Consider the following 22,806-nt stretch of genomic DNA (forward strand, 5'->3'; position numbering starts at 1 on the left):
GCCCGGACCCCCGTACGACCGCCCTCGGCTTTCCAGGCGCGGAACGGACCCGGCGTGCTCCAGGCCGTCGTGCCGAGGACGTTCGGGTCGTCGACGCCGACCGTCACGTTCGTGACCTTGAGCCCCCTCGACCGGGGCCGGATTCCCACCGCCGGTCGTGGCCTCGCCCGGATGTGTCCGATCGCGTGGGTGCCGTGTGGTTCGGGAGTTGGCCGGATGTGTTCTGTGGGAAGCGTTGACTAGAAAGCGCTTACCCCCTACGTTCCCGTTCAGCAGCATGACCTGCGTGTGACATCTCGTATACGAGACATCAGATCTCCGAGCCGCACCACCTGGGCAAGTCGTCATCCATGAGCCGCGTTCAGTCCGTACGCGTAATGCCGCATGTCTCACGCTGTTCAGATCTACGTACGTCGTTCGTGTACATGGCCCACGGTCACCTCCGAAGGGACACACTCGCATGCGTACTCGCCCCCCACGGAAGCGCTCTCCACGTCTTGCCCTGGTGACGGCCGGGGCCGCCCTGGCCGTCACCGCGGCTCTCGTTGCGCCGCAGTCGGCCGGAGCCGCCGAGACCTCGCCGGTCGGCTTCGGCGCCGGTACCACCGGCGGCGGCAGCGCGGCCGCCGTCACCGTCACGACGCTCAACGCCTTCAAGGCCGCCGTCACCGGCAACTCGGCCAAGGTCGTCAAGGTCAACGGACTGATCTCGCTCAGCGGTCAGGTCGACATCGGCTCCAACACCACGGTCCTGGGCGTCGGTTCGGCGTCCGGATTCACCGGCGGCGGACTGCGGCTGAAGAAGGTCACCAACGTCGTCGTCCGCAACCTGAACATCAGCAAGCCGGTCGCGCCCGCCGACGGCATCACCGTCCAGGCCTCGACGAAGGTGTGGATCGACCACAACGCCTTCTCGTCCGACCGTGACCACGGCAAGGACTACTACGACGGCCTGCTCGACATCACGCACGCCTCGGACTACGTCACCGTCTCCTGGAACACCTTCAAGGACCACTACAAGGGCTCGCTCGTCGGCCACAGCGACAGCAACTCCAGTGAGGACACCGGGCACCTGCGGGTGACGTATCACCACAACTGGTTCAACAACATCAACTTCCGCATCCCCAGCCTGCGTTTCGGCACCGGGCACTTCTACGACAACTACGTCGTCGGCGCGGACACCGCCGTGCACTCCCGCATGGGCGCCCAGATGCTCGTCGAGAACAACGTCTTCCGGAGCACGGCGGTCGCCGTCACCACGAACCGCGACAGCGACGTGGACGGCTACGCCAACCTCACCGGCAACGACCTCGGCGGAGCCGCCACCGAGATCTCGCGGGTCGGCACGTTCACCAAGCCGCCCTACAGCTACGCCGCCGAGCCCGCCTCCACCGTCGTCGCCTCGGTGACGTCCGGTGCGGGCGCCGGAAAGCCCTGACCGCCCCCACGCGCGAGCGTCCCCACGCGACCATCCCCACCCACCCCCACCTGGAAGAAGGCATCGGGACATGACGTCATCAGCACGCCCCCGCGCCCATCGGCGCGCCCTCACCGGCACCCTCGCCGCGCTCGGCCTCTCCGCCGCCATGGTGATGACCGACGGCGCACTGACGCCGGCGAGCGCCGCCACCTGGCCCACGGCGAACGGCAGTCAGGCCGTCTCCTCCACCATCTCGGTCTCCGGCACCAAGGACTACGGGATGAAACGCCTGTACGGCACCGGTGACCTGGGCTCGGACGGCCAGGACGAGGACCAGGGGCCGATCCTGGAACTGGCCGCGGGCACCGTCCTGAAGAACGTCATCATCGGCGCGCCCGCCGCCGACGGCATTCACTGCCTGGGCAGTTGCACGCTGCAGAACGTCTGGTGGGAGGACGTCGGCGAGGACGCGGCGACGTTCCTCGGCTCCTCGTCGTCCAACGTCTACACCGTCAGCGGCGGTGGCGCGAAGGCGGCCAGCGACAAGGTGTTCCAGTTCAACGGCGCCGGAACCCTGAACGTGTCGAACTTCGCGGTGCAGACCTTCGGCACCTTCATCCGGTCCTGCGGCAACTGCAAGACGCAGTACAAGCGGACGATCAACCTCAGTGCCATCGAGGCGACCTACAAGGGAAGCAGGCTCGTCGGCATCAACACCAACTACGGCGACAGCGCGACCCTCAAGTCGATCAAGATCATCGGGGACAGCAGCAAGAAGATCGTCCCCTGCCAGAAGTACCTCGGCAACAACACCGGGGCGGAGCCGTCGACGAACGGCAGCGGTCCCGACGGCACCTACTGCAAGTACGCGACGTCCGACATCACCTACGGCTGACGCCCGACGCCCGGCGCAGGACGGCTGAACGGACCGGTCCCGCACGCCGGTTCGTTCAGCCGCGCACGGCTGTCCCGGACGGCGGCTCGCGGTGCGGACCGTCTGGCGTGCTCAGTTCCAGCCGCCGTACGAGCCGTCGACGAGCTGGAACACCGGCTGTCGGCGCACCGGGTCCTGAGCGGTGGAGAGTTGGACGCGGTCGCCGCTGTGGATGGTGGCGGGCGAGCCCATGACGCGGCCGCGGACCGTGAATCCCTCCGTCATCTCGATCAGGGAGACGTTGCGGGCCGCCGGGGTGTTGCGGTGGATCACCGTGGAGTGGCGCACGACGCCCGTGCCCGCGCTCGCCTCGGTCCGCAGGTCACTGCCGGCGCAGACGGGACACAGGAGACGGTTGTACATGGCGGTGGCGCACCAGCGGCACCGCTGGAAGAGCAGAACGTCCCCGGGGTGCTCCTCCGGGCCGGTGTCGAGCACGTCCGTCGCGGAGCCGATGCCCGGGTGAAGGGCGATTCCTGGGTGGTACACGATGTCATCTCCCTGCGCTCGGCCGGAATCTGATGTGCGCGGATCGCCGTGCACGACCACAGGGTATGGCACTGAGTGTCACCCGTAAAGACACTCCGTACCCTCAAAAATGCGAGGAGGTCACGGGAAGCCGGCCCGGTCCGCGCTCACTCCCGTCCGAAGGCCGACTCGATCTCCTGGACCACACGCCACAGCGGCGCTCCGCGTCGCGAGACGACGACCACCACGTCCTCCGGCTCCTCGGCCGTGGGTTCGCCGGGCGAGGAGCCGAACGCGTTCTGCACATACCCGAGCGCGTGGTCGACCGCCTTCGCGGCGTCCCCCTTCCCGTCCGAACGCAGCCAGGAGCGCAGGGCGTTGTTGTGCGCGGCGACCACCGCCGCGGCGACGACGTCGGCGCGCAGCGTGTCCGCGCGCGGACCGGTGGAGCTCCCGCGCAGATACTCGGCGAGGGCCCGCTCGTAACGCCAGACCACCGACAGCTCGTACGCGCGCAGGCCGGGAACCTTCCTGGTGAGGCGGTAGCGCTGGACGGAGAACGTCGGGTTCTCGGCGTACATGCGCAGGACGAGCCGGGCGGCGTCGCACACGCGCCGCACCGGGTCGTCCGCGCCGGCCTCCTCGCTCAGGAACGCCGTCATGTCGGCCAGGCAGCGCTCGTGGTCGGGGAAGACCACGTCCTCCTTGGAGGGGAAGTAGCGGAAGAACGAACGGCGGCCGACCCCGGCGAGCGCCACGATGTCGTCGACCGTGGTCTCCTCGTAGCCGCGCTCCAGGAAGAGCTGGAAGGCGGCTCCCACCAGGGCGTCCCGCATCGGCGGTTTGACGGTGGTCGCGTCGGCGGGCTCGCGGCGCCCCGGTGCCTCGTTCATGGTCGGAAACTAGCACCGAAACGGACACGATGGCACTCGGTGCGCATCTGGCAGGGAACTGAGTGCCTCGGCGAGGTCCTCCTGGCGAACCGCCCCCGTCGGACCGCGCCGACGGGTCGCACGCGCCGAGACGCGACCGCGGTGCCACCCGTGCCGCACCGGCTCACCGAACCGTTCTTACCGAACCCTCGTGGCCTCCCGTCCTGCCGTAAGTCGGCCGTGTCGCCCGCTTCGGAGCAGGAGATTCCTCATGTGGCCGGTTCGTGCCCAATCGTGAAGTCCTCGCGTATGAAGTGAAGTTGACAGCCAGTAGGTGGTGATCGACTATGTGGTCGAGCTGTGGCCCCCGTGACCAAGGGGTCCAGTGTTCTTCGACCACCTATCCCCGGGACGGCCCCCCGGCTGCCGAGTGCTGCCCGCCGCCGTCGACCGGGTCTCGCATCATCAGGATGGGAACCACATGTCCATAGCGAGACGTGTCACCCTTCGCTGCCTGCTGGGGACGGGCGCGGCGGCGTTCGCTCTCTGCGCGGTCTCCACGACCGCTTCGGCGACCGACAGGCCCGGCGGTGACGGCTGGGACAAGACGGGCAGCGGATTCGCCCCCGGGCAGGGGGCGGGTACGGCGACCGCGACCGACCGCTGCCAGTTCTCCCTGGACGGAACGCACTTCTACGACTCCGTCCGGGTCGACGACGAGAACCTGAAGCCGACCGACGACGGCAAGGTCCACATCAAGGTCAGGGCCGCGGACGACGCCGGCAGCTGCACCGCCTCGCTGGCCGCGTACCGCGCGCACGGCGCCACCTTCAAGACCTCCGGAGTCCAGGTCTTCCACGACTTCGACACCGTCTCGGTGAAGCCGGAGGCCACGGACTCCCTCGACATCTCGGTGCCCGACGCCGGCTGCTTCGCGCAGATCGACCTGTACCGCGGCGCCGTCAAGTTCGACGGCAAGCACGACGCCCAGGACGGCTTCGAGCACGGTGACCTTCCGGCGGGGCCGGACCACGCGGTCATCAAGGAGAAGCTCATCATGGCGTGGAACGGCGGGAAGAAGGACTGCACCGCGCAGCCGACCACCCCCGAGACCCCGCCGGCCTCGACGCCGCCTGCGGAGACTCCGGGTACCCCGGCCTCTTCGGCGCCCGCGACTCCGGTGACGCCCTCGGCTCCCGAGACGTCCGCGACCCCGTCCGCCCCCGAGTCGTCCACGCCGGCCGCCCCCTCGCCGAACGGCGGTGGGTCGACCCCGTCGGGCGACCTCGCCGAGACCGGCGGCGGCAGCACCCTGCCGATCGCGGGCGCGGCCGTGGCCGTCCTCACGGCCGGTGCCGCGATCACCGTCGCCACCCGCCGTCGGCGCGCGACGGGCACCCGTTCCTGACGCCCCACGTCATCGCGCCCCGATGACCCCGTGACGAGCCCCGGCATCCGCTTCCCGCGCGAGTGCCGGGGTTCGTCCGCGCGCGGCGACGCTTCGGCAGTGCCTCGGGGCCGCGGCGGCCGGCTTCCGGGTCCGATGGGCGGAGCGCGGGAGCGTCCGGCCGTCGAGGTCCTCGGCCCGGACGGTCAGCGGTCGTTGCAGGTCGCCGAAAGCGTCTCGTCGCCCGGGACGTGCCCGTTCATGTGGGCCTGGAGAGCGACACTCACCAGGGTCAGCAGGAGGTCGATGTCCGAGTCGACCTCAAGATGGATGGTCACCCAGCGCGAGCCGGGCACCATGCGGATCGCGGTGGAGTCCTTGAGGTGGTCCTCGTAGCGCCGGATGGCCCGGTCCGTGAGGTGCAGGTCCACGTCGTGGTCGGAGTGGAAGTGGACGATCTCGCACTGCGCCGCGCACAGTGCGCGTCCCGTGCCGCAACTCGGCAGGGACTCCGCGAGGTCCGGCCAGTTCGCCAGTCGCGTCATGGCTCTGGAGGCCAAGGTCATGCGCCCATCATGACGAGATCATCTCTCGGCCACCAGGAGTTGGCGCGGACGTAATCCGGCGGCTGCCTCGTAATGTCCGGTTATCGCCTCGAAATCGACGACGCTTCGTGTCGATGCCCCGCTCCAGGACAGCGGAGAGTGGCCCTGGACTCCCATTCAGGGTCACTTCCGACGCCGGGAGCAGGTCGGGATCAAGCCATCCAGAAGAAGACGGCGGTCATCCGTCTGTCCTCCATGGTGTCCCCGCAGTAGTCGGTGGCGCTGTGGATCAGATTGGCGTTGTAGAGGAGCAGCCGGTTGCAGCGGTGGGGGACGCGGATGTCCTCGACGAAGGAGCCGGGCGGGACGAAGCGCGTGCCCAGGGCCTCGACCAGGTTGTTGTGCGGCGCGGTGACGACGTTGCCGCCGAGCCGGCCGCCGGGCAGGCTCTGCCGGAAGAAGCTGGTTCCGCAGTCCTTGGGGACGTTCGGGTTCAGGTAGAGCACCGCGGCGTAGCGGCACAGGGCGCGGGAATCGGTGTGGGGGCGCGGTTCGCCCTCGCCCTTGCCGACGACCTGGACGCAGTTGTGGTTGAGCGTGGCGCCCGAGGGTGTCGCCTGCTGCCACAGCTTCCGCGCGCCGGTCGCCTTCCTCACCAGCCGCTCCACGTGCGTCAGTTCGTCGGGTTCGAGTCCGGGCATCGTCCGGAGACCCGGCCAGCTCTCCGAGGTGTACGGATGGCCCTTGACCCAGTCGTCCCTGGCGACGCACCGGGCGCGCACCGCGTCCGCGTCGGGCAGCACGTTGTCGAAGACCCAGTAGTCCCGGTCGCGGGTGGGTTTCCGATAGGGGAGGACCGGCAGCGCCGGGGTTCTCGGAGGGTGTGGGGGCATGCGGCCGACGATATGGATGTATCCGTCAGTGATCTCCAGGGATTCGGTCAACCTTCCGCCAACTGGCTTTTGATTTGTCCATGGCGAGCGGCCTTCGCTGGTCGACAGGGAGGGGCGGGGAGGGGCCAGGGGGGCAGTGCCGTGCTGAACGTCCGGGCCCGGCCCCGCGTATCACTCCACACGGACGGCGGGAGACCGCGCGTACGGAAGGAGAGCAGTGTGCCGACACCGCCCGAACGCGGGCAGCCCACCGGGCGCTCCGTGATCGAACCCACTCACATCCAGCGAAGCCGCCGCTCCGAGTCCCTGGCGGAGCTGCTGCGGCAGGTGCGGGTGCAGGAGGGAATGGACACGGACGACGGGTACGAGCCGGTCACCTTGCCCGCGACCACGACACGGCTTCTCCCGCCCCCGGAGGAGGACGAGACCGAGGAACTGCCGCCGGTCTTGATGGGGGAGGACTACACCGACGGCGCGGGGCCGACGGACGCGGGGGCCGGGCCCGCGACCGGACGCGGGCGCCTGTACGGAAGAGGTCACGGGAGCGGGCAGGGCCGCGGCACGGGCCTGCGCCGCGCCGCGATCGCGGTAGCCGTCGCCGCGGCGGCCCTCATCGGCTTCGCCCTCGCCCTGCTGGTGCCGCGCGCGGACCAGGACGACTCGTCCCGGACCGGAGCGAGCCACTCGGCGGCGTCCGTCGCCCCGGCCCCGGACGGAGCCGACGATCCGGACGGGGCCGGCACCCTCCGGGAGGGCGACAGCGGCCCCGAGGTGACGGCGCTTCAGCAACGCCTGCTCCGCATCCCGAACGTGTACGACCACGGCAGCACCGGCGGCAGCTACGACGCCGAACTCACCGCAGCCGTCGCCCGCTTCCAGGTCTGGTACGGCATCCGGGGCGACGAGTCCGGCGTCTACGGCAACGACACGCGGGCCGACCTGGAATCCAGGACGGCGACCCGGTAAAGCGGCCGGGGCGGGTGGCGCGGTGACGGTCGCCTCGCCCGCCCCGGCATCCTCCCGCGCCGTCGCACGGTGTCGACTCCTCGGGCGAACTCCCGTACCAGCCGGTCGAGTTCCCCTGTCCGGATGCGACGGGGTGCCGACGGGCCCGCGCGGGACACCCGCCCCCGAAGTGCGCGGCGGACCGCTGAGCCGACGAAGCGGAACGTGATCTCGGACTTCCGCCGGCAGCCCCCTTTCCCGGGTCCGGTACCTTCGACGTCCCCACGCTGGTCGTCCACGGCGACGACGACCAGGTCGTGCCGTTCGAGGTCGGCGGCAAGGCGTCGGCCGCCCGTATCAAGAACGCGACGCTCAAGGTCTATCCGGGCGCACCTCACGGCATCACGGACACGCACAAGGACCAACTGGGTGCCGATCTGCTGGAGTTCCTCAACTCCTGAGCGGGAGCGGCCCAGTCGGCCGCGCCAGGGGAGCGCGACAGCCGAGACGCACCTCGCGTGCTCACCACAGGCGTCCCATGCGACCGGGCGAACCGGTGAGCCCCGGCCCACTATGACGGGCCGTCGGGGAGGCGGACGCGGTCACCGCCCACACCTGCCGGACCACACCCCACCCCGCCCTCACCCCGTCGGGCACCAGTTCGCCCTGCCCTCACTCCGTCGGCGCCTCTTCGACCCTCTTGCATCCCGCCGGAAGATTCCTCGCCCGTTGCCCGGCGGGCCTCCCGCCCGCCCGAGACGAAGGAGCCACACCGTGACCTCCCCCGCCCACCCCCGCCGCCGCGTCCTCGGCGGACTGCTCGTGACCGGCGCGTTCACGCTCGCCGGCGGCACCGCCCCCGCCTCCGCGACGGCCCGTACCGGCGACACGAGCAGACCGACCGTCGTCCTCGTCCACGGCGTGTTCGCCGACGCGTCCGGGTGGAACGACACCATCGTCCGGCTCCAGAAGGCCGGCTTCCCGGTCATCGCCCCCGCCAACCCGCTGCGTGACCTGGCGGGCGACTCCGCGTACGTCTCCAGCGTCGTCGACACCGTCCCGGGACCGGTCATCCTCGTCGGCCACTCCTACGGCGGCGAGGTCATCACCAACGCGGGAAGCGGGCACACCAACGTCAAGGCACTGGTCTACGTCGGTGCGTTCGCGCCCGACGAGGGGGAGAGCGCGCTGCAGCTCGCGTCGAAGTTCCCGGGCAGCAGGCTGCCGGACGCGCTGCTGACCCGCCCCTTCCCCCTGCCGGACGGCACCCCCGGCGGCATCGACGGATACATCGACCCGGCCAAGTTCCACGACGTGTTCGCCCAGGATCTCCCGCACGCCGTGACACGGCTGATGGCGGCGACCCAACGCCCCGGTTCCGTGGGCGGGTTGGGAGCCGGAAGCGGCGTTCCCGCCTGGAGGAGCCTGCCGTCCTGGTACGTGATCCCGACCGCCGACCGCGTCATCCCGCCCGCGGCGCAGCGCTTCATGGCCGAGCGGGCGGGCAGCACGACCGTCGAGGTCAAGGGTGCCTCGCACGTCGTGATGATGTCCCACCCGGAAGCCGTGGTCCGCCAGATCCTGGCCGCGCACCGAGCCACCCGCTGACACCTGTCACCGCCTCCCGAGGAGACCCGATGAGCACCGCACCCGACACCATCGTCCTGATCCACGGCTTCTGGGTCACACCCCGCAGCTGGGAACACTGGATCGACCGCTACGAGAAGCAGGGCTACCGCGTGATCGCGCCCGCGTACCCCGGCTTCGAGGTGGAGGTCGAGGCCCTGAACGCCGACCCCTCCCCGATCGAGAAGATCACCGCCCCGCAGATCATCGAGAGCCTGGCGAACGTGGTCCGCGGGCTCGACAGGCCGCCCGTCCTGATCGGTCACTCCGCGGGCGGCGCCTTCACCCAGGTCCTCCTCGACCACGGCTACGGCGCGGCCGGCGTCGCCATCAACTCCGCGCCCACCGAGGGCGTCTCGGTGGTGCCCCTGACACAGGTGAAGGCCACCTTCCCGGTGCTGAAGAACCCGGCGAACCATCACAAGGCCGTCGGCCTCACCCATGACGAGTGGCACTACGCGTTCACCAACACGTTCACGGAGGAGGAGTCGCGCGCGCTGTACGAGCGCTACGCGGTCCCCGCCTCGGGCCGCATCCTGTGGAACAGCGTGCTGGCCAACCTCCAGCCCGGCCACCAGGACATCTGGGTGAACTACCACAACGACGACCGCGCGCCGCTGCTCTTCCTCTCCGGCGAACTCGACCATCTGATGCCGCCCAAGGTCCAGCAGTCCAACGCCCGGCACTACAAGTCGGACACCGTCACCGAGGTGAAGGTGTATCCCGGCCAACCGCACCTCATGCCGGCCTCGCCCGGCTGGGAAGAGGTCGCGGACCACGCCCTGTCGTGGGCCCTGGAGCACGCCATCCGCTAGAGGGCACGGCACGGCACGGAACTGCCCGGGCCGGGACGGACGTACGCGATCCGTCCCGGCCCGGGAGACCGCGCGCGGCCGACGCCGCATACGGTCACACCGTGATGGCCTGAACCGCACAGGCGACACCGCGGACGACGAGACAACGGACGACGACAGCGCGTATGACGACGGACCGGACGAAGACACCGTGAACGGGGACCCGGCATGAGCGAAGCACGCATCACCCACATCGGCGGTCCGACCACCCTGATCGAGGCCGGTGGCTGGCGGCTGCTCACCGACCCCACCTTCGACCCGCCCGGCCACCGCTACCGCTTCGGCTGGGGAACATCCTCGTACAAGACTGCCGGCCCCGCGCTCACCCCCGCCGAACTCCCCCCGATCGACGCCGTTCTGCTCAGCCACGACCACCACGGCGACAACCTGGACCTCGCGGGACGGGCCCTGCTCGCCTCCGCGGACACCGTCCTCACCACGCAGGCCGGCGCCCGCCGCCTCGGCGGCAACACGCGCGCCCTCGCTCCCTGGACGACCTACCGCCTGGAGGCTCCGGACCGCCCGGCCATCACCGTCACGACGACCCCGGCGCGGCACGGCCCACCACTGTCCCGCCCCTTCACGGGCGAGGTGACCGGCTTCGCCCTGAGCTGGGAGGGGCAGCGCCACGGGTCCTGTGGATGTCGGGCGACACCGTCCTGTACGACGGTGTACGGCAGGTGGCTCGACGTCTGGACGTGGGGACGGCCCTGCTGCACCTGGGAGGTGTCCGCTTCCCGCTGACCGGCCCGGTCCGCTACACGATGACGGCGGCCGAGGCCGTGGAACTCTGCCGGCTGCTCGCCCCGCAGACCGTCATCCCGGTCCACTACGAGGGCTGGCACCACTTCCACGAGAGCCGAGCCGTCATGGAACGGCACATAGCCGCCGCCCCCGCGGACCTCCGGGACCGCTTCCGTCTGCTGCCCGCCGGGACGGGCGTGGACATCACCGTGTGACTGTGAACGATGGTGGAAACGTCAGGTTCCTCGACGGTCAGAGCGCCGGGTACCCGTCTACCCGCCGAGCGCGGAGAGTGGCGTGCGGTAGCCGGAGCGGCCGGCCCGCCGAGAGCCGCGGGGTAGGTGGCGCCGTCCATCAGCGCGATGACGATGACGAGTGCGGTGATGAGGAGGGCAACGGCGACGGTCACGGCAGACTCCCTGTACAACGTGGGGTGTTGGCGTGATCGAAGGTCGCGGAAGTCGTGTGCGCCGGGGTTCGTCGGGACGAGACGAACACTGGCGAACACATCACGGCCCGGGGGCGAGTACGTGGGCCATCAGGAGAACGGCGACAATCCGGCACTCGCCGATCTACGCAGGACGCTGGATGGCGGGCCGGCCCGCATGCGTCTGGACAAGAAGGCTCTGGCCAGCCAGCCAGCCAGCCAGCCAGCCAGCCAGCCGGGCGGGCGGGGCTGGGGCGAACGACGGGGGCGCAGGCCTTCCGGAGCGATGGGCCGGTGCCGTCGGCGCAGACCGTGGGAGCGCTGGCCCGCGCGCTGAAAGTGCCAGTCGAGGAGTGGCTGACGAGGCGCGTACGCGCAGGCAAGAGGCGAGCGGCGCCCGGCCCTCCCGTAGGAAGGTGCATGGTGGTCTTCGGTGCTTGCTGTGATGGCGTACGGTGGGGGATACCGACGCGGGGTGGAGCAGCTCGGTAGCTCGCTGGGCTCATAACCCAGAGGTCGCAGGTTCAAATCCTGTCCCCGCTACTGCTGGAGAGGGCCCGGGATCCACACGATCCGGGCCCTCTCGCTTTCCCGGACGATCACCCTTCTGGCTCCTGCCTGGTACGAGGCCAGGCGGCTGGGCATCGCAGTCTGGCTGCGCGGGCGGTGTGCGGCGCCGTGCCGGCGCGGCGCGGTCTCGGCGGCAGGTTCGGTCGTGAGTGCGGCGTGCAGCAGTTGGTGGGGGGCCATCGGGGGGCCGGACTCGTGACGGTCCCGCCCGGGCCGGCACGACGGGCGGAGTCCGGTCAGTCCCGGTAGTCGGGGGTGATCCGGTCGGGCAGGCGGAGCATCGTGGTCCAGGCGAGTTCGAGCGTGGCATTGTCGTGCAGATCGCCACTTGCGTTGGAGTGCGCTCGAACTCGTAGCGTCGCAGACACCACACGGCGCATGAGGCCCGTGGCGCCGTCCGCCTCTCACGGGATGCCGGCGTTGGAATGCGACGCTTGAATCGATGAGGGGCCTCGTGCGCTCGAACGACAGGGAAAGGCTGGGACACGACATGCAGAAACGCAGTCTGCGGGAGCTCCAGGTATCGGCCATCGGCCTGGGGTGTATGGGCATGTCTGCCTTCTACGGATCCACCGATCGGCAGGAGAGCATCGCGACCGTCCGGCGCGCCCTCGACCTCGGGGTGAACTTTCTCGACACCGCGCAGATGTACGGGCCGCTCACCAACGAGTCGCTCGTCGGCGAGGCGATCCGGGGACATCGCGAGGAGTGCGTGATCGCGACGAAGTTCAACTACCGGATGGACAACGCCGTGCCGGGCGACATCAGCTCGGTCGGCCCGCAGGACGGCTCGGCCGAGCACGTCCGCAGCTCCGTCCACGGCTCCCTGAAACGCCTGGGGACCGACCGTATCGATCTGTACTACCAGCACCGGGTCGACCCGAACGTACCCATCGAGGAGACGGTCGGCGCGCTGGGCGAACTGGTGGCCGAAGGCAAGGTGCGGTGCATCGGCCTGAGCGAGGCGAGCTCGGAGACCATCCGGCGCGCCCACGCGGTGCACCCGATCACCGCGGTGCAGAGCGAGTACTCGCTGTGGTCACGGGACGTGGAGGCCGAGGTGCTGCCCGCCTGCCGTGAGCTGGGCATCGGCTTCGTGCCGTACTCGCCGCTCGGCCGCGGCTTCCTCGCCGGACGGTTCACCTCGACGGATGAGCTGGACGTGAACGACTGGCGCCGGGAGAACCCGCGTTTCCAGGACGCCAACCTGGAGGCGAACCTGCGGCTGGCGGCAAAGGTGAAGGAGATCGCCGCCGAGAAGGACGTGACCCCGGCCCAGCTGGCGATCGCCTGGGTGCTGGCCCAGGGCGAGGACCTGGTACCGATCCCGGGCACCAAGCGCCGCACCTACGTGGAACAGAACGCCGCCGCGGTCGGCATCGCGCTGACCGAGAAGGAACTGGCCCGCATCGATGCGGAGCTGCCCGAGGCGGCGGGTGAGCGGTATGACGAGGCAGGGATGCGAGCCGTCAATCGTTAGTGCGGGTGTGCGGCCGGACAGAGGGCACGCGGCTGCCAGGGTGCGCCAGCATCGAGGTAGGGCTGCAGAGGTCCGGCCGCTTGGGCAGCACTGACTGCACGAAGAAGGCGGTGAGGGCCTGGGCCACGTGTGCTCCGGCCCCACACCGCGTTGCCGGGTGTGTCCTGCACAGCGATCGCGGGTCGCACACAGCCTCAGCCTGCGCGAGTCGAGGAACACAACTGCGCGCACCAGTGTCCATGCCGTTCACCTCGTACCACTCCGCAGCGCGTTCCTCCAGGCTTTCGTCCGCATCGCAGCCGGTGCCGTGGCTCTCGTTGCTTCTTCGTGTGGGGAGCCGGGGAGCGGACAATGCCGTGGCGATGTGGGGGCGGGGTTGGCACGATGGAGGCGATGCCCACTCAACTCCCTTCCTCCGACCTCTTCGACTTCCGTTCCTTCGACCACCGTTCGGCCGCTCGCGACGCCCTCCGCGGCCTGGCGGTCGGTGACGCCTTCGGCGCCCAGTTCTTCGTACCCGACAATCTTCCGTGCCTCCGGGAGCGCCGGTTGCCGCCCGCCGAGTGGCCGTGGACGGACGACACCGAGATGGCCTGCTCGGTCTTCGGCGTACTGCGCAGCCGCGGTGCCGTGGACCAGTACGACCTGGCGCGGGGCTTCGCCCGCAGGCACGACTTCGACCGCGGCTACGGTCCCGCGATGAACAGGCTGCTGCGCCTGGTCCGCGAGGGCGGACGCTGGGCGGAGCTGGCCGCGGGGCTGTTCGACGGCCAGGGGTCGTGGGGCAACGGGGCCGCGATGCGCGTGGCGCCCCTGGGAGCCTGGTTCGCCGTGGATCCGGCCGAGGCGGCCGCCCAGGCCGGTCGGTCGGCCCGGGTGACGCACACCCATCCGGAGGCGGTGGCCGGGGCCGTCGCCGTAGCGGTGGCGGCCGCGTACGCGGCGCGCGGCACCGTACGGCCGGTGACCGGAGCCCAGTTGCTCGCCGCGGTGGAGGAACTGACCCCTCGGGGACGGGTGCGCTCGGGCGTGGCCGAGGCACGCCGGCTGCTGGGACAACCGCACGCCGAGTACGCGGCACACCGGTTGGGCAACGGACGGCAGGTGAGCGCGGTGGACACCGTACCGTTCGCCCTGTGGTGCGCGGCCCGGCACCTGGAGGACTTCGAGGAGGCGCTGTGGGCGTGCGCGTCGGTCGGCGGGGACGTGGACACCACCTGTGCGATCGTCGGAGGGATCGTCGCCTCGCGGGTCGGCACGGCGGGCATCCCCGCCGCGTGGCGGACCGCGTGCGAGGCGCTCCCCGAGTGGGTGGCGCAGGACAGACTCGGTGAGGACCTCGGTCGCGCCGGGCTCGGCCACGACGTGACGCCGCTGCATCGCCCCGAACCCGTGCCGGTCCCGGACCTGGAGTGGACCGCGGGGCAGTGGCAGCGCATCCGGCACGGCATCCGGTCGCAGAGCATGGACGAGAAGTGGGACGTGTACCTGGAGGGCGACCAGCTCACTCTGCACAGCAGTTGGACCGGTCGCGGCATCTACCGGCTGACCGTGGCGGAGGGACCGGCCGGCGCGCGGCCGGTGGCCGCGCTGGTCGAATCGGACCCGGAGCGCTACCGCCGCCGAGGCGACGAGACGGAGAGCGCCTTCCTGGAACTCTTCCTACGCGGCTGGTCCATGGACGACACCCGCCGAACTGTGGCAGCGGTACGAGGAGTTGGTCCGGGCAGAGCCCATGTCCGAACCCGTGCCCGACGAACGGACCTAGTGCCGCGACAGGCAACGTTCGCCCCGTCGCGCAAACGTTGCCTGCCGCGGCACTAGCCAAGCCCGCGTCGGTCACGAGTCCGGTCAGTGGCGGTCGCGGGCCATGGGCGAGGAGCGCTGCCACGCGGGTCGCCCGCCCTCACGCTGAAGGCGAGCGCGGCATCGTGACGAGGCCGAGTTCGCTGCGGACGGCGTTGATGAAGTCCTGCTCCGCTCTCCACAGATTCTCGAACGCCTCCGACGGGATGTCGGCCTCGGACAGCGTCGCGCGCGCGGCGGCCACCCTGCGTGAGGAGTTGACGAGGATCACTCCGCACCGCACGGTCTCCGGACGCTCCGTGACGAGTCGCATGGCGGTGAAGCCTGCCTCCAGCGCCTCCTTGTACGGCCTGCCCGTCTCGTCGAAGAACGGCATCAGGTGACCCGGTTCGCGCGGATGCGGAAGCGCCGTGATGGACGCGCGGGGGTCGAGGACGTAGGCGACGTACCGCCGGTTGGCGGCCAGGAAGTCGTTGCACACGGTGAGGCGGATGTCGCGCCACTGGCGCTGGTGCTCCCGCTGCCATGCCCGGTCCTGGTTGCGCAGGGAGAGCCAGCCTCCGAGCGCGACGCCGACCAGTGCCACCAGGCCGGTGATGACCGATGCGGTCAAGCACGCACCCCCCTCGGCAGCCGACCCGCCCCCATGCTCCGGCGCCAAGAGCCTGCGGGCAAGACCGCCCCGGCGGCGGGCGCCCGTCGTGCGGACCGCAGACCGCGGTCGGTCAGGGGCCGTCCTGCTGATCACGTGTCTCCTCGGCCGGTGTCAGAGGAGGGCCACGATCGTTTCCCGCGGCGTCGGTTGTACGTGAGGTTCAGTGCTCGCAGAGGGAGAATTCTCGTTCGTAGAGCTGCTCGTTGTGTTCGTCGACGAAGAACTTGCGTTCCTGCATGAGTTGTTCGCGGTGGCTCTTGGCCTGTTCAAGCGTCATGGTCGAGGTGTCCGACCATGGTTGTTGTGGTGCCACATCGGATGTCGAGACGATCCTTTCCGACGGGTCGACCAGGAAGAACGCGAGAATTTTGCGATGTCCCGTGCGAGTGGGGTTCGTGAGGCGGAATGAGCCGACGCGGTGTTGAAGGGTGTTCGGGAACGCCAGGCAGCGACCTGCTGGGGTCGATGCCGATCCCAGCACCTGGTTCAGTGCGTCTTCGTTCTCCAGGCCGTAGACCTCACGCAGGCCGTTGTCGTCGTTCTGTTCGTAGTTCGGGTCGTCGAGTGCAGCCCGGAAACTCAGCCGGCTTTCGGTGATGTTCTCGTTGTCCCAGTAGTAGATGCCGGTCGAGACGATCCGTTCGTTCAACATCCCCTCGACATGCCAGGAACCGCCCGGGTACTCGGGCTTGTCCGGGGTGAGATGAATGGTGGCGAGCTTGACGATGACCTGGAGACGGCGGCCGCGCAGGTCGACTCGGGCGGATTCATCAGGCAACTCGGGCGGGGTGAAGACGGGGGCGTCCGGGATGGTCGGGCGGCGGGTTTCCCACCAGTTGTCATGGGCTTCTTCCCATGCACGGAGGGCTTCTGCGTAGGCCTCGTCATCACTGTAGGAGGATTTGTCCGGATACTCCGGCTCCCGCGACTCGTACCACCCGTAAGGATCGGCCTCGATCCGCAGGGGCCGCGGACGGCGCAGATCGGTGAGCACGTTCTCCAGCAGCGGGCGCAGGCGTGCGAACAAGTCCGGCAGGACGGAGGCCAGTTCGCGATGAGTCTCGGGGTGGACGTTGTTGACGTACGAACGGAAGGTGACATCGCCGTCGTCACTGACGTCGACGTCCGTGGGGAGCCACTGGAATTTCTCCGAGAATTCGTACTTCGAGTAGCGGTTCGTCGGGTTCTGCCATGCCCGCTCGGGCCCGCCGCTCACCCCTCTCACCAGGCAGAACAGTGACGGATGAACCAGATCCAGTACCTGGCCGTCGGATCCGGGATGCCAGTCCTGCTCTGCTTCGGCCACCTGTTCCAGAACCTGAACCGCCTCGCGCAGCCGGGATCTGAGCTTGTCGTCGACCAGGGTGTCCGACTGCCACACCCCGTCGACGGCGGACACCTCGACGCCGGTTCGTCCGTCCCGCAGCGCGGCGTAATGCACGAGTTCGGCAAGTACGTAGCGAACCTGCGCTTCGGTGAGGCCCTGGGCGACCGCCTCCTGCATCCACCGGGCCACGACTTCGGCGTCGTTCATCTTGTCGAACCACGCCGGCTTCGCCCGAATGTGTGCGCTGCACTGCACCATCTGAAGTTCCCGCAGCGTTCGCGGTGTCGCGAACGATATGGAACGGGAAGCATGAAAGGGCAGTGGGAAAGCGGGCAGGTCAGTCAATTCTCTCGATCCTCCCAGTCGGTGTGCGGTGGCGGGAAGAATACTTCAGCGGACTGACACCGCCGTGGTCCCTGTCGTCGCTGGTCCGGGAGCCAAGGCTTCGACGTAGTCGCGTCATGTCCGGTCACACCGTCACAGATATCCGCACCGAGGCGTTCACCGCGCGGAACGGCGACCCCGCCGACGATCCCCACGGGGAGCCCGAGCTGGAGATCCGGCCCCGGTGACCTCGTGCCCGGTGATCTCCTGAGCGGTCTCCGTCCCGGTGACCGCGGTCCCGACGACCAGGTCGGCGCGGTCCCGTGTCGCGGCGACCAGATCGGCGTTGCGCTGATCCGCCCCGAGCACCCACGCCACCGCCGTGTCGTGGTCCTTGCCGAACTCCTCGTGACGTGCGACCAGCCGCCGGATGCGCTGGGCCTCGTCCAGTTCGCAGAACCACACCTCGTCGAGCTGGGCGCGGGCCCGCGCCCAGGCGGGGTCCCGCAGCAGCAGGTAGTTCCCCTCGGTGACGATCAGACGTGCGGCCCGGGGAACCGGGAGGGCACCCGCCAGGGGCTGTTCGAGGACCCGCTCGAAGCCGGGCGCGTAGACGAGATCCTCGTCGTCCTCGCGAAGTCTGCGCAGCAGCGCCGCGTACCCCGCCGCGTCGAAGGTGTCCGGAGCCCCCTTCCGGTCACGGCGCCCCAGCCGGTCGAGCTCGGCATCCGCGAGATGGAACCCGTCCATCGGCACGTGAGCGACACGGAACGGCCCGTCCTCGTCCAGCCGCCGCACCAGACGCTCGGCGAGTGTCGTCTTGCCCGCGCCGGGGGCGCCGGCGATTCCGAGAAGCGCGCGCCGCCCGGGTCGTACGAGCGAGGCGGCCCGCTCCACCAGGTCGTCGAAGGTCATGCACGCCTCGGTCGTACGAGCCCGGACAGGGGCATGAGGGCAGCCATTTCCATGCCACCAGTATCGGCGACGGGGGCCGCGAGGGAAGTCCCGCGCCGGACGGGGCATCGACGGGCGACGCCCGATGTGGCGCTCGCCACCCGCTGGAAGCGGATCCCGGGGGAACACTGCACGTATGACTGAGCTCGGCCTGCCGAAACAGATACTGGCCTGCCTCTTCGACCTCGACGGGGTCATCACCAAGACCGCCGTGGTCCACGCGGCCGCCTGGAAGCGGACGTTCGACGACTTCCTGCGCGGACGCGACGGCGACGGATTCCGTCCCTTCGACGACGGCGACGACTACGCCGAGTACGTGGACGGGCTGCCGCGCGCCGACGGCGTCCGCTCCTTCCTCGCCTCGCGCGGCATCGAACTGCCCGAAGGAACACCCGACGACCCACCGGACCGCACCACCGTCCACGGTCTGGGCAACCGCAAGAACGAGCTGCTCCTCGACATGATCCGCACGGACGGGGTCGAGGCCTACGACGGCACGCTGCGCTACATCGAGGCCGTCCGCGCGCACGGCCTGCGGACCGCGGTCGTCTCCTCCAGCGCCAACTGCCGGGACATCCTGCGCTCGGTGGGAGCGGAGTCCCTGTTCGACGTACGTGTCGACGGCGTCGTCGCCACCGAACGACGGCTGCCGGGCAAGCCGCGCCCCGACACCTTCCTGGCCGCGGCGAAGGACCTGGGCGTCGATCCGTCCGGGGCTGCCGTCTTCGAGGACGCGCTGGCCGGCATGGACGCGGGCCGCTCGGGCCACTTCGGGTACGTCGTCGGCGTGGACCGCGTCGGACAGGGCGCCGCGCTGCGCGCCCACGGCGCCGACATCGTCGTACGGGATCTGGCCGAACTGGGGGAGCACGCGTGATCACCCACTCGTCGTACGGTGTCGACCCCTGGACCCTGCGCGAGAGCGAACTGCACCTCGGACTGCTGCCGCAGAGCGAGTCCGTGTTCGCCCTCGCCAACGGCCATGTCGGCTGGCGCGGCAACCTCGACGAGGGCGAACCCCACGGGCTGCCCGGCTCCTATCTGGGCGGCGTCCACGAAACGCATCCGCTGCCCTACGCGGAGGCGGGCTACGGCTATCCGGAGTCCGGGCAGACGGTCATCAACGTCACCAACGGCAAGATCGTCCGACTGCTGGTGGACGACGAGCCGTTCGACCTGCGCTACGGCCGGCTGCGTTCCCACCAGCGCGTCCTCGACCTGCGCACCGGGCTGCTCACCCGCACCTGCGAGTGGACCTCACCGGCCGGCTCCACGGTCCGGGTGCGCTCCACCCGGCTCGTCTCCTTCACCCAGCGGGCGATCGCCGCCGTCGCCTACGAGGTGGAGCCCGTCGACAGCCGCACCCGGGTGGTCGTCCAGTCGGAGCTGGTGGCCAACGAGCAACTGCCCGGCCGCAGCGCCGATCCCCGGGCGGCGATCGCCCTCGAGTCGCCGCTGGAGGCGGAGGAGCACTTCGCGTCGGGCCGTCGGCTGCGGCTGGTGCACCGCACCCGGAACAGCGGGCTGCGGGTCGCCGCGGCCGCCGACCACGCGGTCAGGGGACCCGACCGGACCACCATGACCAGCGAGAGCAGCGCCGACGTCGCCCGCCTCACGGTGTCCTCCGTGCTGGAGCCGGGCCAGACCCTGCGGCTGGAGAAACTCGTCTCCTACGGCTGGTCGGGCAACCGTTCCCTGCCCGCGCTCAGCGACCAGGTCGACGCGGCGCTCGCCGCCGCCCAACACGGCGGCTGGCAGCATCTCGTCGACGCACAACGCACCTATCTCGACGACTTCTGGGCACGCGCCGACGTCGAGGTGGGAGGCGACGAGGAGATCCAGCAGGCGGTCCGCTTCGCCCTGTTCCACGTCCTGCAGGCCGGAGCCCGGGCGGAACAGCGCGCCATCCCCGCGAAGGGCCTGACCGGCTCCGGATACGACGGCCACGCCTTCTGGGACACCGAGACCTTCGTCCTGCCGCTGCTCACCTACACCTCGCCCGGCGCCGTCGCCGAGGCGCTGCGCTGGCGCCAGAACACCCTCCCGGCGGCACGCGAACGGGCGGCCCAACTCGGCCTGCGGGGAGCCGCGTTCCCGTGGCGGACGATAGCGGGCTCGGAGGGCTCGGCGTACTGGCCGGCCGGCACCGCCGCGTTCCATGTGAACGCCGACATCGCCGACGCCGTCATCCGCTACACCGCCGCCACCGGCGACCAGCGCTTCGAACGCGACACCGGCGTCGAGCTGCTGACCGAGACGGCACGGCTGTGGCGCTCGCTCGGGCACCACGACCACCAGGGGAAGTTCCACATCGACGGGGTGACGGGTCCCGACGAGTACAGCGCCGTCGCCGACGACAACACGTACACCAATCTGATGGCCCGCGCCAACCTCGTGGCCGCCGCGGACATCGTGGAGCGGCACCCCCGGCGGGCCGCGGAACTCGGCGTCGACGAGGAGGAGAGCGCGGCATGGCGCGACGCCGCCGACGCCATGCACATCCCGTACAACCACGAACTCGGCGTCCACGAGCAGCACGCCGGATTCACCCGCTACCAGCGCTGGGACTTCGCCACCACCCGCCCCGACCAGTACCCGCTGATGCTGCACTTCCCCTACTTCGACATCTACCGCAAACAGGTCGTCAAGCAGGCCGACCTCGTGCTCGCCATGTACAAGTGCAGCCCCTTCTTCGACGAGGAGCACAAGGCCCGCAACTTCGCCTACTACGAACCCCTCACCGTCCGGGACTCCTCCCTGTCGGCCTGCTGCCAGGCCGTGATCGCCGCCGAGACCGGTCATCCGGGCCTCGCCTACGACTACTTGGTGGAGGCCGCGCTGATGGATCTGGAGGACCTGGAGCACAACACCCGCGACGGCCTGCACATCGCCTCGCTCGCCGGGACCTGGATGGCCCTGGTCGCGGGGTTCGGCGGTCTGCGGCACCACGGCGACACCCTGGCGTTCGCGCCCCGGCTGCCCGAACGGTTCAACCGTCTCGCCTTCTCCCTGGAACTCCTCGGCCGGCGGCTGCGCGTGGAGATCGAGCACGGCGTCGCCACGTACACGCTCGCGACCGGTGATCCCCTGGAGATCCACCACTACCGCGAACCCTTCACCGTCGACGCCGACAAGCCCCGCAGCCTGCCGATCCCGGCGCCGAGGCTGCGCCCCGCCCCGGACCAGCCGCCGCACCGGCGGCCGAACCCTCGGGGCTGAGGCGCAGCGGGGGTGCCGCGGCGTCAGTCCCGGACCAGGCCGGGCGCGATGTCCTCGTGCCGCTCCACGGGCGCCACTCCGGTCGTGGCGGCCCGGATGGCGGCCTTGGTCGCGGGCCTGCCGCAGAACGCGGGCTCCAGGGTGCGGTACATGGTGTTGAGCACCGTGGTGTTGTTGGAGGTGTTGGCCAGCGCGGTGAGGCTGCGCTTGCCGTCCTTCGTGGTGAACGCGTACGAGTAGTAGCCCTGCACGGTGCCGGTGTGTCCGTACACGGAGATCCCGCACGACAGGGTGCGGCGGCGCAGCCCGAGGCCGTAGGACGTGGTGCTGTTGACCTGCGTCCACTTCTTCATCTGGGTGAGCTGGGCGGCGGACATGAGCTTGCCGCGCAGCAGCGCGGAGAGGAAGGTGTCCAGGTCGTGCGGCGTGGAGATGATGGCGCCCGCGCTCTGTGCCCAGGAGGCGGTCTGCTTGGTGGAGTTCACCAGCGCCGCTCCCGCCGCGTCGGGCCGGAGATAGCCGTTGACGTGGCGGCCCGGGATCGAGGTGCCGGGATGGACGTAGAAGGTCTCGGTGAGGTTCAGCGGAGTGAAGACGCGCTTCTGGTACTCGGTGGCGACACCGTGTCCGGTGAGCTTCTCGATCAGCATGCCGGCGACGACGAAGTTGGTGTTCGAGTACGAGTAGGCGGCGCCCGGCGCGTTGGTGCGCGGCTTCGCCAGCGACAGCTTCACCAGGTCCCGGTAGCTGAACACCTTGTTGCGGACGGCTTCGAAGCCGGGGACCGTCCGGGCGAACAGGTCGTTGGTGTAGTCGTACAGACCACTCTTGTGGTTCAGGACGTGCCGCACGGTGATCCCGTTGTCGGGGAGCAGGCCCGGCAGATAGCTGTTCACCGACTTGTCGAGCTTCAGCTTGCCCTCGTCGACCAGCTGGAGCAGCACCACGGCGGAGAAGGTCTTGGTGATGCTGCCGACGCGGAACCGGTCGTTGGTGCTGATGGTCCGTCCGGTGGCGCGGTCGGCGACGCCCTCGACCAGCCGGTGGACCGTGCCGTTGTCGTCGATTCTCGCCATCGCGCCGGGCGCTCCCTGCGTGCGCGCCGTACGCAGGATCGCGCGCAGGCCCGCGTCGTCGGGCGCCGCGGCGGCGGCCGTCGCGACCTGTTCGGTGCCGTCCCCGCCGGGGCCCGCCGACGTCGTCGCGGCCTGTGCCGGGGCTGCCAGCAGGGACACCACGACCGCACCCAGCGCTGTGCCCGTGCCCACCGTTCCTGAGACCATCTGACTCTTCTCCCGAGTGCCTTCCGCCGGTCGGACTTCCCGGCTCGAACCGCGCCGCGGATGCGGACGCCGG

21 protein-coding genes, 1 tRNA gene and 1 pseudogene are annotated in these 22,806 nt (G+C 70.1%); 14 read left to right on the plus strand and 9 right to left on the minus strand.

The features are described from left to right. The first annotated feature begins 460 nt into the window (after window positions 1–460). Together ACFWBT_RS24280 and ACFWBT_RS24285 are read left to right on the plus strand one after the other, a co-directional pair. Window positions 461–1,438: a polysaccharide lyase family 1 protein gene (locus ACFWBT_RS24280; protein ID WP_385703841.1), complete on the plus strand. Its 978-nt coding sequence runs from the start codon at window positions 461–463 to the stop codon at window positions 1,436–1,438. Between the two features lie 70 nt (window positions 1,439–1,508). After that, on the plus strand, window positions 1,509–2,315 hold the full coding sequence (locus ACFWBT_RS24285) for a pectate lyase (RefSeq protein ID WP_385703843.1): 807 nt from the start codon (window positions 1,509–1,511) through the stop codon (window positions 2,313–2,315). A 111-nt stretch (window positions 2,316–2,426) separates the two neighbouring features. Here ACFWBT_RS24285 and ACFWBT_RS24290 read toward each other — a convergent pair whose 3' ends face one another. Next, window positions 2,427–2,846 carry a Zn-ribbon domain-containing OB-fold protein gene (locus tag ACFWBT_RS24290; protein ID WP_385703896.1) on the minus strand — a complete coding sequence of 140 codons (420 nt, stop codon included), beginning with the start codon at window positions 2,844–2,846 and terminating at the stop codon, window positions 2,427–2,429. Window positions 2,847–2,989: 143 nt separating this feature from the next. Further along, window positions 2,990–3,658: a TetR family transcriptional regulator gene (locus ACFWBT_RS24295; RefSeq protein WP_385703899.1), complete on the minus strand. Its 669-nt coding sequence runs from the start codon at window positions 3,656–3,658 to the stop codon at window positions 2,990–2,992. A 517-nt stretch (window positions 3,659–4,175) separates the two neighbouring features. On the opposite strand from ACFWBT_RS24295, the gene ACFWBT_RS24300 reads away from it, so the two are divergent. Beyond that, the gene (locus tag ACFWBT_RS24300; protein ID WP_385703845.1) at window positions 4,176–5,102 is read left to right on the plus strand and encodes an LAETG motif-containing sortase-dependent surface protein; all 927 of its coding nucleotides are present in this window, start codon (window positions 4,176–4,178) and stop codon (window positions 5,100–5,102) included. 185 nt (window positions 5,103–5,287) lie between these two features. Here ACFWBT_RS24300 and ACFWBT_RS24305 read toward each other — a convergent pair whose 3' ends face one another. Together ACFWBT_RS24305 and ACFWBT_RS24310 are read right to left on the minus strand one after the other, a co-directional pair. Next, window positions 5,288–5,647 (minus strand): luciferase family protein, encoded by a 360-nt coding sequence (locus tag ACFWBT_RS24305; protein ID WP_266764422.1) that lies wholly within the window; start codon window positions 5,645–5,647, stop codon window positions 5,288–5,290. A gap of 191 nt (window positions 5,648–5,838) precedes the next feature. Beyond that, window positions 5,839–6,519, minus strand: coding sequence for a DUF6445 family protein (locus tag ACFWBT_RS24310; protein WP_385703848.1), 681 nt, complete (start codon window positions 6,517–6,519; stop codon window positions 5,839–5,841). Between the two features lie 219 nt (window positions 6,520–6,738). Between ACFWBT_RS24310 and ACFWBT_RS24315 the strand changes: the two genes are divergently transcribed. From ACFWBT_RS24315 to ACFWBT_RS24345, 7 genes are all read left to right on the plus strand, one after another. Continuing rightward, on the plus strand, window positions 6,739–7,485 hold the full coding sequence (locus tag ACFWBT_RS24315) for a peptidoglycan-binding protein (RefSeq protein WP_385703851.1): 747 nt from the start codon (window positions 6,739–6,741) through the stop codon (window positions 7,483–7,485). Window positions 7,486–7,781: 296 nt separating this feature from the next. Then, a complete protein-coding gene (locus tag ACFWBT_RS24320) occupies window positions 7,782–7,925 on the plus strand; it encodes an alpha/beta fold hydrolase (RefSeq protein ID WP_385703854.1) in 144 nt (47 codons plus the stop codon). Window positions 7,926–8,238: 313 nt separating this feature from the next. After that, entirely contained in the window at window positions 8,239–9,072 is an 834-nt protein-coding gene (locus tag ACFWBT_RS24325) for an alpha/beta fold hydrolase (protein ID WP_385703857.1), read from the plus strand. A gap of 29 nt (window positions 9,073–9,101) precedes the next feature. Continuing rightward, complete coding sequence (locus ACFWBT_RS24330; protein WP_385703859.1) at window positions 9,102–9,905, plus strand: alpha/beta hydrolase; 804 nt, start codon at window positions 9,102–9,104, stop codon at window positions 9,903–9,905. A 207-nt stretch (window positions 9,906–10,112) separates the two neighbouring features. Then, on the plus strand, window positions 10,113–10,688 hold the full coding sequence (locus ACFWBT_RS24335) for an MBL fold metallo-hydrolase (protein WP_385703862.1): 576 nt from the start codon (window positions 10,113–10,115) through the stop codon (window positions 10,686–10,688). Beyond that, complete coding sequence (locus ACFWBT_RS24340; protein ID WP_385703865.1) at window positions 10,625–10,903, plus strand: MBL fold metallo-hydrolase; 279 nt, start codon at window positions 10,625–10,627, stop codon at window positions 10,901–10,903. The genes ACFWBT_RS24335 and ACFWBT_RS24340 overlap by 64 nt, the downstream gene beginning before the upstream one ends. Before the next feature lie 681 nt (window positions 10,904–11,584). Beyond that, window positions 11,585–11,658, plus strand: a tRNA-Met gene (locus ACFWBT_RS24345). Between the two features lie 263 nt (window positions 11,659–11,921). Here ACFWBT_RS24345 and ACFWBT_RS24350 read toward each other — a convergent pair. After that, window positions 11,922–12,056 (minus strand): hypothetical protein, encoded by a 135-nt coding sequence (locus ACFWBT_RS24350; RefSeq protein WP_385703867.1) that lies wholly within the window; start codon window positions 12,054–12,056, stop codon window positions 11,922–11,924. Window positions 12,057–12,175: 119 nt separating this feature from the next. Here ACFWBT_RS24350 and ACFWBT_RS24355 point away from each other — a divergent pair, with 119 nt between their 5' ends. Further along, on the plus strand, window positions 12,176–13,165 hold the full coding sequence (locus ACFWBT_RS24355) for an aldo/keto reductase (RefSeq protein WP_385703870.1): 990 nt from the start codon (window positions 12,176–12,178) through the stop codon (window positions 13,163–13,165). A gap of 393 nt (window positions 13,166–13,558) precedes the next feature. Then, window positions 13,559–14,479: pseudogene (locus ACFWBT_RS24360) on the plus strand (ADP-ribosylglycohydrolase family protein); the annotation flags it as partial. 592 nt (window positions 14,480–15,071) lie between these two features. Here the strand turns inward: ACFWBT_RS24360 and ACFWBT_RS24365 are convergent. The 3 genes from ACFWBT_RS24365 to ACFWBT_RS24375 all read right to left on the minus strand — a co-directional run bounded on the left by ACFWBT_RS24365 (window position 15,072) and on the right by ACFWBT_RS24375 (window position 18,429). Then, on the minus strand, window positions 15,072–15,584 hold the full coding sequence (locus ACFWBT_RS24365; RefSeq protein WP_385703872.1) for a hypothetical protein: 513 nt from the start codon (window positions 15,582–15,584) through the stop codon (window positions 15,072–15,074). Window positions 15,585–15,786: 202 nt separating this feature from the next. After that, window positions 15,787–17,298 carry a DUF4246 domain-containing protein gene (locus ACFWBT_RS24370; RefSeq protein ID WP_385703874.1) on the minus strand — a complete coding sequence of 504 codons (1,512 nt, stop codon included), beginning with the start codon at window positions 17,296–17,298 and terminating at the stop codon, window positions 15,787–15,789. A 156-nt stretch (window positions 17,299–17,454) separates the two neighbouring features. Continuing rightward, on the minus strand, window positions 17,455–18,429 hold the full coding sequence (locus ACFWBT_RS24375; RefSeq protein WP_385703877.1) for a nucleoside/nucleotide kinase family protein: 975 nt from the start codon (window positions 18,427–18,429) through the stop codon (window positions 17,455–17,457). On the opposite strand from ACFWBT_RS24375, the gene ACFWBT_RS24380 reads away from it, so the two are divergent. Continuing rightward, window positions 18,368–19,108, plus strand: coding sequence for a beta-phosphoglucomutase family hydrolase (locus tag ACFWBT_RS24380; RefSeq protein ID WP_385703879.1), 741 nt, complete (start codon window positions 18,368–18,370; stop codon window positions 19,106–19,108). The genes ACFWBT_RS24375 and ACFWBT_RS24380 overlap by 62 nt on opposite strands. Further along, window positions 19,105–21,450 (plus strand): glycoside hydrolase family 65 protein, encoded by a 2,346-nt coding sequence (locus ACFWBT_RS24385; protein ID WP_385703881.1) that lies wholly within the window; start codon window positions 19,105–19,107, stop codon window positions 21,448–21,450. Before ACFWBT_RS24380 ends, ACFWBT_RS24385 begins: the two co-directional genes overlap by 4 nt. Window positions 21,451–21,473: 23 nt before the next feature. On the opposite strand, the gene ACFWBT_RS24390 is transcribed toward ACFWBT_RS24385, so the two are convergent. After that, window positions 21,474–22,733 (minus strand): serine hydrolase domain-containing protein, encoded by a 1,260-nt coding sequence (locus ACFWBT_RS24390; protein ID WP_385703883.1) that lies wholly within the window; start codon window positions 22,731–22,733, stop codon window positions 21,474–21,476. Window positions 22,734–22,806: the final 73 nt, after the last annotated feature.

Origin of the sequence: Streptomyces sp. NPDC060027 (assembly GCF_042737005.1) — a bacterium.
Taxonomy (GTDB): domain Bacteria; phylum Actinomycetota; class Actinomycetes; order Streptomycetales; family Streptomycetaceae; genus Streptomyces.